General features: G+C 44.9%; 11 protein-coding genes. 10 read left to right on the top strand and 1 reads right to left on the bottom strand.

Annotated features, from left to right (window positions below):
* The first annotated feature begins 2 nt into the window (after positions 1–2).
* Positions 3–473, top strand: coding sequence for a phage virion morphogenesis protein (locus MSG37_RS03460; RefSeq protein WP_248469180.1), 471 nt, complete (start codon positions 3–5; stop codon positions 471–473).
* On the opposite strand, the gene MSG37_RS03455 is transcribed toward MSG37_RS03460, so the two are convergent.
* On the bottom strand, positions 462–1,346 hold the full coding sequence (locus MSG37_RS03455; protein WP_248469179.1) for a hypothetical protein: 885 nt from the start codon (positions 1,344–1,346) through the stop codon (positions 462–464). The genes MSG37_RS03460 and MSG37_RS03455 overlap by 12 nt on opposite strands.
* 218 nt (positions 1,347–1,564) lie before the next feature.
* On the opposite strand from MSG37_RS03455, the gene MSG37_RS03450 reads away from it, so the two are divergent.
* From MSG37_RS03450 to MSG37_RS03410, 9 genes are all read left to right on the top strand, one after another.
* On the top strand, positions 1,565–3,847 hold the full coding sequence (locus MSG37_RS03450; RefSeq protein ID WP_248469178.1) for a restriction endonuclease: 2,283 nt from the start codon (positions 1,565–1,567) through the stop codon (positions 3,845–3,847).
* A gap of 82 nt (positions 3,848–3,929) precedes the next feature.
* Entirely contained in the window at positions 3,930–5,156 is a 1,227-nt protein-coding gene (locus MSG37_RS03445; protein ID WP_248469177.1) for a phage protease, read from the top strand.
* A complete protein-coding gene (locus tag MSG37_RS03440; RefSeq protein WP_248469176.1) occupies positions 5,156–6,082 on the top strand; it encodes a Mu-like prophage major head subunit gpT family protein in 927 nt (308 codons plus the stop codon). The genes MSG37_RS03445 and MSG37_RS03440 overlap by 1 nt, the downstream gene beginning before the upstream one ends.
* A 67-nt stretch (positions 6,083–6,149) precedes the next feature.
* Positions 6,150–6,551, top strand: coding sequence for an HI1506-related protein (locus tag MSG37_RS03435; RefSeq protein WP_248469175.1), 402 nt, complete (start codon positions 6,150–6,152; stop codon positions 6,549–6,551).
* A 2-nt stretch (positions 6,552–6,553) separates the two neighbouring features.
* A complete protein-coding gene (locus tag MSG37_RS03430) occupies positions 6,554–6,994 on the top strand; it encodes a DUF1320 domain-containing protein (RefSeq protein ID WP_248469174.1) in 441 nt (146 codons plus the stop codon).
* Complete coding sequence (locus MSG37_RS03425; protein WP_248469173.1) at positions 6,994–7,449, top strand: hypothetical protein; 456 nt, start codon at positions 6,994–6,996, stop codon at positions 7,447–7,449. The genes MSG37_RS03430 and MSG37_RS03425 overlap by 1 nt, the downstream gene beginning before the upstream one ends.
* 10 nt (positions 7,450–7,459) lie before the next feature.
* Positions 7,460–8,215, top strand: coding sequence for a hypothetical protein (locus MSG37_RS03420; protein WP_248469172.1), 756 nt, complete (start codon positions 7,460–7,462; stop codon positions 8,213–8,215).
* Between the two features lie 124 nt (positions 8,216–8,339).
* Complete coding sequence (locus tag MSG37_RS03415) at positions 8,340–12,026, top strand: tape measure protein (RefSeq protein WP_248469171.1); 3,687 nt, start codon at positions 8,340–8,342, stop codon at positions 12,024–12,026.
* Positions 12,023–12,388, top strand: a complete 366-nt coding sequence (locus MSG37_RS03410; protein WP_248469170.1) for a hypothetical protein — start codon at positions 12,023–12,025, stop codon at positions 12,386–12,388. Before MSG37_RS03415 ends, MSG37_RS03410 begins: the two co-directional genes overlap by 4 nt.
* The last annotated feature ends 21 nt before the right edge of the window (positions 12,389–12,409 follow it).

Below are 12,409 nucleotides of genomic sequence, written 5' to 3'. Positions count from 1 at the left end.
TTATGGCGGGTAGTAGCATTAAAATCACCACTAAAGGTGATAGAGCCATTAGCGAGGTATTACAGCAACTGCTTGACCAAAGCCAAGACTTAACCCCCGCATTAAATGATATTGGCGAATATCTGTTAGAAACTCATCAACAACGTTTTATCGACCAACAAACACCAGACGGCACGCCTTGGGAACCACTAAGCCCCACCACTCTTGCACGTAAAAGGCGAGACGATCGCATACTCACCGAAGAGGGCAATCTTGCTAATAACCTGCATTATCAAATTACAAACGATTCATCTAGTGCTAGCTTAGAGTTTGGTAGTAATGAAGTCTACGCCGCCATGCATCAGTTTGGCGGCACAACCAGCCCACGTAGCATGATGCCAAATCAAGATATCCCCGCGAGGGAGTTTTTGGGGCTAGCTGATAAAGATGAGCAACAAATCTTACAGATGCTATCTAGATTTTTAGTTGTTTGACTTAGTCTGTTTTGAGTGATGTAGAATCCCATCTACTTGTCCTAGAACCATAGCCACTTCTTTAGAAGAGAATACGTGGTTAAATGGCTTCAACATCCTTTTAGCTTCGGTCAAATAGATGTTTGCAAAAGCTGGATTACTAGATAATTGATGATACTTGATAACTAAGTGTCCAAATTGAATTAACAAAGTTTCAAGTTCATGCCATTGAGTCGGGCGTCTTTCCATGGTTCCATCTTCAAACTTATTTTTCAGGTAAATGATCAGTTCTTGTGAGTTGTAAGCGGCCGTTCCTGATTCTTCATATAGTAAATTACTTATTTTTAAGTTATTTATATCATCGGTTTTTAAACCAAAGTTTTTAGGCATATTGATAATTATTCTGACAAATTCGTTATCCACTTTTACTTTTGAACTGTATTGAGCTTTAAACTGCTCTCTTAAATCAGCCATGAGGCGCATTAACTCATTTAAACTGGCTTCTTTTTGCAGGTGTTTTACCTGTGCCTCCATTGCCTGACGGCTTAGTGCAGTTTCTTCTTTGGTCTCTTTAAGCTCTAAACGAGTTAAAGATAGTTGCTCACGGGAAAGTGCTAGCTCATTCATCTGCATTTTAAGCGACCAGATAAGCAAGCCTACAGTAGCAAAGCCGAGTATAGGATTGAGCACACCGCCAAGAAAGTCACCAAAGGCACCAAAGTCAGCTTGGTTACCCCAACCGCTATTGAAATTCATAAAATATAGGGCGTTTAAGCAAGCGGCTACTATAGCTAACAGCAAGATAAGCCATTTGAAGGATATTTCGTTACTTACACTTTCAACTGCTTCGTTTTGAGTTGTAGATCCTGTTTGCTTAGGAGGGTGGGTTGTCATGTGCCTTCCATGGGGGACAAAATTTGTGTAGATGATTCTACGATGCCAGCAATTGTTAATCAAAACTTAAAGCGCCTCAGTGGCATTTTAAGGCGCTTTAATGTCAAGTTGTTACCGATGTCTCTCTTTGAAACGATTGTACGTTTTAACAATGATTTAAACTGGTTTTAAACTAGGTTATCATTTAGTTATGAGCGTAAAGCCCGTAAAGGAAGATAATGACTAAGGTTCAAGCATCCGAAGTAACGTACGAACTGCATTCTTTAGGTTGGAAGGCGTTCCAGCAGTTGTGTGCAACGGTTTTATCTGAGGTACTCGGTCAGACTGTCCAAGTCTTTTCAGAAGTAAATGACGGAGGTCGTGATTTAGCATTTTATGGGAATTGGCTTAATAGTTCAGAGTCTAGTGTAAATTTCCAGGGCGCTTTTACCATTCAATGTAAACATACGATAAAACCAGATGCTAGCTTTAACCTCAGCCTTGTAAGTGGTGAGCTGGATAAAGTTAAGAAATTGGCAGAGATGGGATTGTGTGATAACTATCTAATTATGACTAATGCTAAAGTATCTGGCGAGGCTGAAAGTGCAATTGTTAAAGCATTTGAAGAGATAAATGGTATCAATAAATGCAGGGTCTTTTCTGGTCAATGGATTAGTCAAAAAATTAGAGAGTCAGCTAGACTACGCATGTTAATTCCAAGGGTTTATGGGTTAGGTGATTTAGCTCAAATTGTAGATAGCAGGGCTTATGAACAAGCCAATGAGATACTATCCTCTATGGGTAAGGAGGTTGCAAAGTTTGTAATTACCGATGCTTATAACAAAAGTGTTGATGCATTGACTGACAATGGTTTTGTTTTTTTATTAGGTGAACCAGCATCTGGAAAATCCATGATTGCAGCATCTTTAGTGTTAGCTTCAATAGATTTATGGGAGTTGAATGCAATAAAAATTAGTACTCCAGAAGAATTAAGTCTGCATTGGAATCCACTTGAAAAAAATCAAATATTTTGGGTCGATGATGTATTTGGGGCTACCCAATTAGATTATTCTAAAGCTAATGACTGGAATTTGAAGTTGGGGCACTTTAATGCCGCAATAAATAAGGGCGCGAGAATTATATTTACCTCCAGAACATATATATATGAAGAGGCAAAGGGGTATTTAAAAGAATCGGCTGCACCTGTAATAAAGAACTCCCAAGTAACAATTTATGTAGAGAACCTGTCCAAAGATGAGAAGGAGCAAATTTTATATAACCACATAAAACTAGGTAATCAAGATGCTGATTTTAAAAAAGAACTAAAACAATATTTACCCAGCATTGTTTCTAGCAAAGGTTTCTCCCCAGAAGTAGCGCGAAGGCTTGGAGATAAAAACTTCACAAAAAGTCTATTTTTAAGTGAAAAAAATGTAATTGATTTTTTCGAAAAACCAATGGATTTTTTGATTGATACAACTAGAAATTTGGATGTTCATAGCAGAGCAGCACTAACCGTGTTATTCCGAAATGGAGGCGAAATTGAAAGCCCAGTCCCTAATGAACTGATAGACATACATTATTTAAGTAGACTAGGTAGTTCACCTTATCATGTTTTGCAGTCGTTAAAGTTTCTTGAAGAAAGTTTTACGATATCTTTCCTAAAAGGGAAAAAATATTTTTGGAAGTTCAAACATCCTACCATTCAAGATGCCTTGGCTAATATTTTTTCTAATGATCGAGAATTTCTTGATGAATACGTGTCTGGCGCAAATATTTTAAAGCTATTTAGGGAGGTAAGTTGTGGTTTAGATGATGTTCTCGGTAGCAAAATTATTTTGTCTAATCAATATTATGGGTTATTGATTGACAGAATAAGAGTGCTTGATCTGAAAATTCATTCTAACTCAATTGGATTATCATATTTTCTATCTGAAAGATGTGATTATGAATTTTTAAAGATGCTAGTTGGTAGTTATCCTCAATACGTTTCATCTCTACGAGTTATTTCTAGTTTAAAGTATTGTTCTGATTTGAAAGTGTTGCTCAAATTAAAATCAGTAGGACTTTTAGATGAGTCGTTGAGGCTTAAAGCTGTTTCTAGATACTTTGATATTGCGATAAAATGGTTTGATGCAGGGGCTTTAGACGAGTCTTGTATGTCGTTACTTACTGAAGCTGAAAAGGAAAGTTTGCTACATACAATTAAAAGTGAATCATTGCTGAAAATTACTAGTGAGTTAGACGATTACGAGGCAGATTGGAATGGTGAAGAACCTGAAGAGTATCTTGAACCCATTTCATCCGCGATCGACGTATATTTAAGAATTTTCAATGATGAGGAAAGTAAAGCTTACCTTAAAGAAGCTAAAGAAGTTTTGGTCGAGTGTAAGAGCAACCTCGAGTCAAATTACTTCGAGGGAGAAGACGAGGGTAGTAGTTTTTTCTCTAATAAAGAAGTTCCTAGCCATACTCCGATAGATTATGGTGGTAGGTGTGTTTTTGACGATGTAGATAAATAGTAACCCCGAAACCTTTCCAATCCGCTAGGTTAACTGCCTAAGCCAGAATAGGCACTCCAATGTTATTGAGAGTGCCTTTTTTATGCTTGCAACATCCACCGCTTTTGGCTTTGCAGCCCTAAGCAGCCAACTTAACGTCAATACTGATGTCGCCTTTACGGTTGCAGAAGATGGTTACATTCAGGCGTTGCCTGATGGCCTATTTGCTTCGGTTGATGGTCGACCTGCAGATGTAGCAGCGGGAAAGTGGTTGATGGATGAAACAGCGTTTACTGCCCTGCAGACAAATACCCCGCATCAAGCTGGTGATCTGGTTATTGACTACGAACACCAAACCCTCAACAAAGAGAAGAACGGCCAGCCCGCTCCCGCAGCAGGTTGGTTTAGCATCGATGATGTGCAATATCGAGAGGGCGAAGGTTTATTTATAAAGCCGCGCTTTACCGATAACGCTATCACCTACCTTAACGCCAAAGAATACAAGTACTTCAGCTTAGTGTTTGGCTACGACACCAATACGGGTCGCCCTCAATTTATCCACTCTGCAGCACTGACAAATCGCCCAGGCGTTGATGGCATGTTGCCGTTAGCTCAGCTTTCAGCGCTGCTAAACGCTACAAACAGCTCAGGGCTGTCTAGCTCTGAACAGCTAACAAAGCACACTCAGTCTAATACTGCTCATGCTAATGAAATCGAAAACCAACCGGAGGAATTCCATGTGAACCCATTATTGAAAAAGTTACTGGCAGGGCTAGGTATCGAAGTCGCATCTGATACCGACGCATTAACTGCAGAGCAAGAAACCGCCGCCTTGAGTGCGCTCGATGAGCTAAGCACCGCAGCAGCCAGTGTTGATGGCTTAAATCAGCGTCTTGCTGCGTTATCGGCTAACTCGAATACCCACACTAATAGCAACGCTAATGACCAAGTAAACCTTAGCGAGTATGTGCCTGTGGCTACGGTGAACGCATTGCGTGACCAGCTAGCGCAGCTTAGCGCGCAAAACGGTCAGCTCACCATCGATCAAGCGGTGAAAGATGCCATTGATGAAGGTCGTGTATTGGCTTGTGAGCAAGATTATTTATTGGCTCTGGGCAAGCAACAAGGTATGGCTGCGCTGTCTGCTCACCTTGATGGCCGCAAGCCGATTAATGCACTAACCACTACCCAAACCACTACGGTGACCAAGCCTGAAAAGAAAGACAACCTTGCCGCCTTGTCGGCAGATGAGAAAACCCTCGCCGATGCTTGGGGCATGTCCCATGCCGATTATGCCAAGGCAAAGGCTGCTGATAAGGAGCAAAACTAATGGCTGCAATTAATGCCCCCGTGCTGCAAGCACTGCGAACCATGGTGCGCAGCGAGTTCCAAAACGCGTTAGTCAATGTTGAGCCGCAATACATGAAAGTGGCAAGCGTGGTGCCCAGTAACACCAAGAGCAACACCTATGGCTGGCTAGGTTCTATGCCGTCTTTTCGTGAGTGGATTGGCGACCGTGTCATTAACTCGATTAAAGAGCATGGCTACTCAATCACTAACCGCACCTTTGAAAACACCATTGGCATTAACCGCGATGATGTTGAAGACGACACCGTCGGTACCTACAAGCCAATGGTGCAGATGTTGGCGCAAGAGGGGCAAGAGTTCCCTGATGATTTGGTGTTCCAGCTGCTTGGCGCGGGCTTTAGCACCGCTTGTTATGACGGCCAGAACTTCTTCGATACTGACCACCCCGTAAACGCTAAACACGATGGCACAGGAGCTGATGCCTCTATCACTAACATGGTGGATGAGTCGGGCAGTGGTTACAGCGGTGAGCCTTGGTTCTTGCTTGATACCAGCCGACCACTTAAACCGCTGATCTTCCAGGAACGCCGCAAGCTGGATTTAAACACCTTGTTTAACCCAACCGATCCGGCGGTATGGACCTCGAACGAGTTTCAGTTTGGCGCCGATATGCGCTGCGAAGCAGGCTTTGGTTTCTGGCAGATGGCGTTTGCTAACAAGCGCGACTTGAACGCCAGCAACCTTTGGGATGCATACAAGAAGATGACCGCCTTTAGTCGTGATGGCGGCAAGAAGCTCAAGATCCGTCCTAACCTGCTGGTGGTGCCAGCCTCACTTGAAGACAAAGCGCTTAAGTTAATGACCCGTGAGCGCATTGATGAGGGCGGCACCACAGTGGATAACGAGCTTAAGGGCAAGTTTGAAATCTTGGTCGTGCCTCAGCTTTAGGGCTAGCAAATACAGCATTGGGTACACGGACGAACCCAACCCTAAATTAACGAGGAGTAATAATGAAATGGCTAAATCTGTATCAACAAATCAAGTCTTGCTGGTGGTCTGTATGGCGCACTCTGGCTACCGCCGTGCGGGCATTGCGCTTACTAAAGGTGACAATTATTTACCGTTGGCCGACTTGTCGGATCAACAAATTGCAGCGTTTAAGGCTGACAAACGTTTGCGGGTATCAATGGCTGATGTGGCACCAACGGCGGGGAGTGTGGAGCTTTCAGACGGTGTTAAGGCATTAACCTTTGCTGAAGCGATTGCCAAGCTAGAAAGTGATAACCGTGAACACTTTACCGCAGGCGGTAAACCTCAGTGCGCAGCGCTTGAAGCACTTATGGCCAAAGCAATGACCGCCAGTGAACGTGATGCGCTATGGCTTGAATATCAGGCTAACAAAGAGAGTGGTGAATAACCATGGCGCAAGTGATGTATGCCAGCCCCGATAACATGCTCAGCCGTTTTGGTGAGCAAGACTTGGTTTTGCTCACTGAGCGCGTCGACAGCGTGCCTGGTGAAATTAATCAAGCGTTGTTATCGCAAACGCTCATCGATGCCAGCGCTGAGATTGATGGTTACATTGTTGGCCGCTATAGCTTGCCATTAGCGACGGTGCCAACCGTATTGGAGCGTAACTGCTGCGATATCGCCCGTTACTTTTTGTATGGCGACCGTGCCCCAGAGCAGGTTGAAAAGCGTTATCAAGCGGTGGTGAAGTTTTTAACCTCGGTCAGCAAGGGGGATATTAGCTTGGGGCTTGATGGTCGTGGCGACAATGTTGAGCAAAGCGAGTTAACCGTCACCATTGAAAGTGCGGGTAGTGTGTTTGGTCGCCGCTCAGCTAAAGGGTTTATCTGATGTTTGATATTAAAGATGACTACCTAGTGGCAGGCGATGCGTTAAGCCAACTGCTAGCGCCGTTACTCGTTAATAAGACCCTGAAAAAAATCTATCAAGCAAATGAATTAAGCGATGTTGATGAGCGCAGCCAAATTACCCCAGCAGCCCACTTGTTGTATGTGGGTGATGCGCTGCCCGATAGTGCCCAGGGCGGTACCACAACGCAGATAAAACAAACCTGGTTGGTGGTACTCGCGTGCCGTTTATCGATACATGAGCGCAGTGCAGGTGAGTTGCTGACTCAGTCTTTACGGGCTATTTCAGGCAAAACCATCGCCATTAATGGCCAAACGCTTGGGCCATTTTTACGCACCAACAGCCCCATTAAACCCCGCTTTAGTAAGAGCCACGGTTACTACCCGTTGGCGTTTACTGTGCAGTTACGTTTTAACCCTAATCTATTAATGAATTGAGGAACTAGCTATGAGTGGCTTATTAGTCGCAGGCAACTTTTTTGTTGACCGCTTAAATGCCCAAGGGCAATCAACGGGGATCATTGGTCCCATTAACACCACCAAACTGGCAGTAAAAACCGACGCCGACGAAAAAGTACGTGGCAGTAAAAAGAAAGCGAACTACGGCCAGGCATTGAGTGTGGTGAAAATTGCTAAGCCAGTAGAAGTTGAATGGATGTTTGACGACCAACCTGCAGAGCTTATTGCGATGGCGTTACTCGGTGACACTCAAGTGATTAATGAAGGCAGCGGTACCTTAACCGATGAAGCCTTAACCCTGCCAGCCGATCAACGTTGGGCACAGCTGCCTAAATCTAACTTTGCCGTTGTCGGTTTTGCAGTAAAAAAAGTTGCAGCTACTTTGGAGCTTGGCACTGACTATGAGGTTAATTATGCCCTTGGCCTTGTGCGAGCAATAAAAGGTGGAGCAGTAGAAGCGGGTGGTGATGTAACGGTTACGGGCCAGCACAATGCCATTAGCGGCACTTTAGTTAAGGGCGGCATTAATGCGCAGGTGCGTGCACGCCTCTTCGGTGAAGGCACCAACCTTGAAACGGGTAAGCCGATTAAGCTCGATATCTTCGATGCAAGCTTATCGCCTACTGCGGCATTAGATTTTGCTGCCAGCGAGTTTGTCAGTGCGACTTTGGCGGGTAAGGCTCAGTTGGTGACGGGTAAAGACCATCCGTTTGAGTATGCCGAGTTAGACACACCTGCCAGCTAATTTAGCCATGTATAACATCGTTATTGTAAGGGCAGTGATTACTCATCTTGCCCTTTAACCCCTGTTTAATGGCGATTTAATTGTGATTAAAGCCGACCTAATACCAACAATAAATGAGTAAATCATGGCCGATAAAACCTTAGAGTTAGCACTGCGCATTGTGGCTGAATCCACAGGCAAGCAAGACATTCAAGCTTTAGTTGATGAGCTAACGCGCGTCGGCCAAGAGTCGGATGTGGCTAATCCTAAAGCGGCTGCCCTGGCCAGTGAACTCGATAGCCTTGCCAACCAGCAAGATTTGATTAATAACTTTAAACGTTCACGCAATGAGTTAGAGCAACAAGAGCTTGCGCTAACGGCTGCTGCGCTGGGACTGCAAGACCTAAAGCAACGCGCGAGCGAGACTGATGCTCCTTTTGTAGAGCTTGCGCGCTCAATCGACACGGCTGAAAAAGAGCTGGAGCAGATGCAGGCCGAGCTGGCAAAACAAACGGCTAGCCATACCAAGCTGCAAAATGCGTTGTCTAAATCCGGTGTTGATTACAACAATCTCACTACCGCTCAACGAAAGCTAAGCTCTCAGCTTGATGGTTCTGGCCGTAAGGTGGACAAGTTTACCAGCCAACTTGCCCGCGGTGATGCCCAGGCAAGAAATAATGCGGCATCCTTACGTGGCGTGGTGGGCCAAGTCACTGCATTAGCGGGAGCATACTTTGGTTTAGACCGTGTAGCGCAAGCGGTGAAAGATGTGTTTGCCACGGGCGATCAGTTCGAGCGCTTAGGCGTGCAGATGCAAGCAGTGATGGGGAGCTTTGAATCGGGCAAACAAGCGACGGCTTGGGTTAAACAGTTTGCCACTGATGTGCCGCTACAGCTGAGTGAAGTTAACCAAGCCTTTGTTAAAGTGAAAGCCTTTGGCCTTGACCCCATGAACGGCTCGATGAAAGCCATTGTTGACCAGGCCTTTAAACTGGGCGGCGGTTTTCAAGAGGTGGAGGGGATTACCTTAGCCTTGGGCCAAGCCTGGGCAAAACAAAAACTGCAAGGCGAAGAGATTTTACAGCTAATTGAACGTGGTGTACCTGTGTGGGACATGCTTGCCAAGGTAACTGGTAAGAATACCCAAGAGCTGCAGAAGATGAGCGAACAAGGCAAGTTGGGTCGAGATGTGATCCAAGCGCTTATCGATGAAATGGGCCGCGCGAGTGATGGAAGTGCCGCGGCGCAAATGGCATTGCTCAGCGGCCAAGTGTCAAATCTGAAAGACAATATGAGCAACTTTTACGACTTGATTGCTCAATCAGGTGCACTCGATTGGCTTAAGGGCCAGATTAGCGCACTTAACCTTGAGTTTGCCGCCATGGCCAATGATGGTCGTTTAAAGGAGTGGGCGCAGCAAGTTAGTAACACCATTGTGAGCATAGGTTCTGCGGTTAAAGATGGCGCAGAAATGCTCTATGACTATCGTGAAGAAATTGGCTTTGTGGCAAAAGCTTGGCTGGCCTTAAAAGTGGGCAGTTATTTTAGTCAGGTAGTGACAGGTGCAAATGCGGCTATTGGCGTATTAAAGCTGTATAGCGGAGCGATTGCAGGCACCACAGCAGCCTCACAATCAGCCACTTTAGCTGCCGGAAAGCTCAAAGTAGCATTGGCTGCTGCAGCCCGTGCAGGGTTGTACCTTGCACTCATTGCAGAGTTAGTGGAGCTGGCTCGGGTTTATCAAGAGCTATTGATTGCCGAAGAAGCCCTGGCAAAGTCAAAACGTGAAGCCGCTAATAGTACTAAACAACTTGAAGCAGCCTTACAAGACCTGAGTGAGCAAACCGGAATTGCTTTCACCACCATGGCTGAGTTTAACCAGGCAGTTGAAGATGGTTTACTCACTTACGATGATGCAAGTGGTAAGTGGATTAATGCTGCCAGAGCAATGGAAGAGGTAACCCAAGCTGCGGTTGAAGTGGTTGAACCTATACGGTTAACCATAGATGAAGCGCTGCGCCTCACGTTGACTTTAAGTGAGCAAACCAAGTCACTTGATGATGTTAAAGGCGGTATGGGTGGGTTTATCCGCCAAATTGATGCTGCAATTACTCCGCTGCAGGCGGCAGGTGATGAGTATGCGGCGCACGTAAAATTACTAACAGAATTACGTAGCAAGTTTGAGCAACAACAAGTCTATATTGACGCCACAGCCCAAGGCGCTGACGCGCTAAAGCAAGCTTATAAAGAGCTTGGACTTACTAGCAGCCAAGCATTACAGGAAACGAGTACTAAAGCTGAAATCGCTTTTAATTTAATAAAGAACAATCGTGAGCCAATTGAGCAACAAAAAGATGCCTTTATCGCTTGGGCTAAGGCGGCTTTAACCGCTGCTGAAGCCACAGGCCAAACGGTACCACAAACCTTAAAAGCTGAAGCTGCAACTTTGGGGTTGTCGCTGGAGTTAGAACACTTAGTTGCTAAGCAATATGGTTACCGCGATAGCGTTAAAACGTTATCGCCTGAACAAGCTAAATTATCTAAAGAGTTGCAGCAAACTGAGACTCGACTTAAGCAATGCCGTGATGTGATGAATAGCTCGACAGCATCGAGCAAAGACAAGGCACAAGCACAAAGAGAGCTTACCGAGCTGCAAGGAAAGCTTAGTGAACAGACTAAGCAGCTTACTGAAGTGCAAGCGTTAGAGTCAGCCAATTATATTCAGCTTAAAGACAAGTATGAGGCCGTTTCAAAAGAGTTATTGCATTTAGATGATGCCTACAAGAATGGTGCGTTGACTGCAGAAGAATACTTAAAACAGAAAGAGCGCATTATTGAAGTTCTTCGGATCTTAGAGCGTCTTATGGGCGGGCTTGAAGATGGTGAACAAGATTTAGACGAGCAGGCAGGTAAAACAACCAAAACCCTCGCCGAGCAAAAAGAAGAACTGGCAGCACTTGAGAAGGCCACGGGGCGTGCGACTGAATATGTCAATTTGTTTGCGGGTGCATATCAGCACCTTAATAAGCAGTTTGACTTTGCAGCTGATTCGACTGAAAAGCTAAAAGATAGGCAAGATCAGCTGACTGCGATGATCATGCGCAATATGCAGGTGAGCACTGGGTTTTGGCATGTTCTTGCCGAGCTGAGTAACCAAGCCTTTATTCGTGAAAAACGTATCATTAGCGAAACCTTGGCAATTCGTCGTTGGACTGATGAGCTTGAAAGCTCAAGCATTACCCTTGAACGGGTTAATGAGATCAGTCGCTATGCGACAGCTCAACTTCGTGAATTAGGTGATGAAGAGCTTAAACCACTACAAGCGGCCATAGATGCAACCCGTAACCGCATCTTAGATCTGCGTGATGATATTAATGGCACCGTTAATAGCCTTAAAGATGAGCTCGACCAACTTAATAATAATCAAACCGCTATTGAAAAGCGTCGCTATGAGCAGCAACAGGCCGAGCTTGAGGCTCAACTTAACGCTGCAAAAACAGCTCAAGATAAAACCGCCATAACCAGTGCCCAAGAGGCGCTGCGCCTAAGTAAAGAAATCTATCAAACCAAGCTTAAACAGATGGACGCTGAAGCTGCTGAACGTCGCCAGCAGGAGCAAGCAACAAGTAGTGAATCTAGTATTTCGCGAACTGTAGCACCAACACCAACTGTCAGTAGCTATAACGCTGAAAAAACTGTTAACACTAGGCGTGTTGAAACGGTTCGTCTTGAATTGGTTATGCCGTCGGGACGAGTGGTGAAAGCTGACTTACTTGAAGAGTTTAAGCAGCAGCTATTTAGCGAGCTAGAACAGATTAAGGCGACCTCATGATTCATTTAGATGGCATACCGTTACCGCAATTTGTTTGGCTTAATCGCTTTGGTTATTCGAGTTTCGTGAGTAGAGCTGAATATTCATTAGATGGCTCACAGCATATAGAAGTCGCGAGTAAACAAGCGGGAAAGCCTGTGGTGCTTTATAGCGATGCTGAAGCCTTGAGTGAATTTGAAACACTTGAAACCCACGCTAATACAGCAGGCGCAAACAGCTTTAACCTCAACATTAATGGCACTGAGTTAACAGTGATGTGGGACTACAGTAGTCAGCCAATTAGCGGCGTTCCTACGATCAATTACAGCGATGACGACCCAGAGCAAATTGATGCAATCACCCTCAAATTAATCACTGTTTAATTAGCCATTATTTGAAGAGAA

This window comes from Shewanella sp. 1CM18E, assembly GCF_023161665.1.
Taxonomy (GTDB): Bacteria; Pseudomonadota; Gammaproteobacteria; order Enterobacterales; family Shewanellaceae; genus Shewanella.
This window is presented reverse-complemented; position numbering and strand designations above follow the sequence as displayed.

Coding starts and splice junctions, on each gene's coding strand:
- MSG37_RS03415 (WP_248469171.1), top strand. CDS start 8,340: ATGGCCGATAAAACCTTAGAGTTAGCACTGCGCATTGTGGCTGAATCC.
- MSG37_RS03460 (WP_248469180.1), top strand. CDS start 3: ATGGCGGGTAGTAGCATTAAAATCACCACTAAAGGTGATAGAGCCATT.
- MSG37_RS03420 (WP_248469172.1), top strand. CDS start 7,460: ATGAGTGGCTTATTAGTCGCAGGCAACTTTTTTGTTGACCGCTTAAAT.
- MSG37_RS03445 (WP_248469177.1), top strand. CDS start 3,930: ATGCTTGCAACATCCACCGCTTTTGGCTTTGCAGCCCTAAGCAGCCAA.
- MSG37_RS03425 (WP_248469173.1), top strand. CDS start 6,994: ATGTTTGATATTAAAGATGACTACCTAGTGGCAGGCGATGCGTTAAGC.
- MSG37_RS03435 (WP_248469175.1), top strand. CDS start 6,150: ATGGCTAAATCTGTATCAACAAATCAAGTCTTGCTGGTGGTCTGTATG.
- MSG37_RS03430 (WP_248469174.1), top strand. CDS start 6,554: ATGGCGCAAGTGATGTATGCCAGCCCCGATAACATGCTCAGCCGTTTT.
- MSG37_RS03450 (WP_248469178.1), top strand. CDS start 1,565: ATGACTAAGGTTCAAGCATCCGAAGTAACGTACGAACTGCATTCTTTA.
- MSG37_RS03440 (WP_248469176.1), top strand. CDS start 5,156: ATGGCTGCAATTAATGCCCCCGTGCTGCAAGCACTGCGAACCATGGTG.
- MSG37_RS03410 (WP_248469170.1), top strand. CDS start 12,023: ATGATTCATTTAGATGGCATACCGTTACCGCAATTTGTTTGGCTTAAT.
- MSG37_RS03455 (WP_248469179.1), bottom strand. CDS start 1,346: ATGACAACCCACCCTCCTAAGCAAACAGGATCTACAACTCAAAACGAA.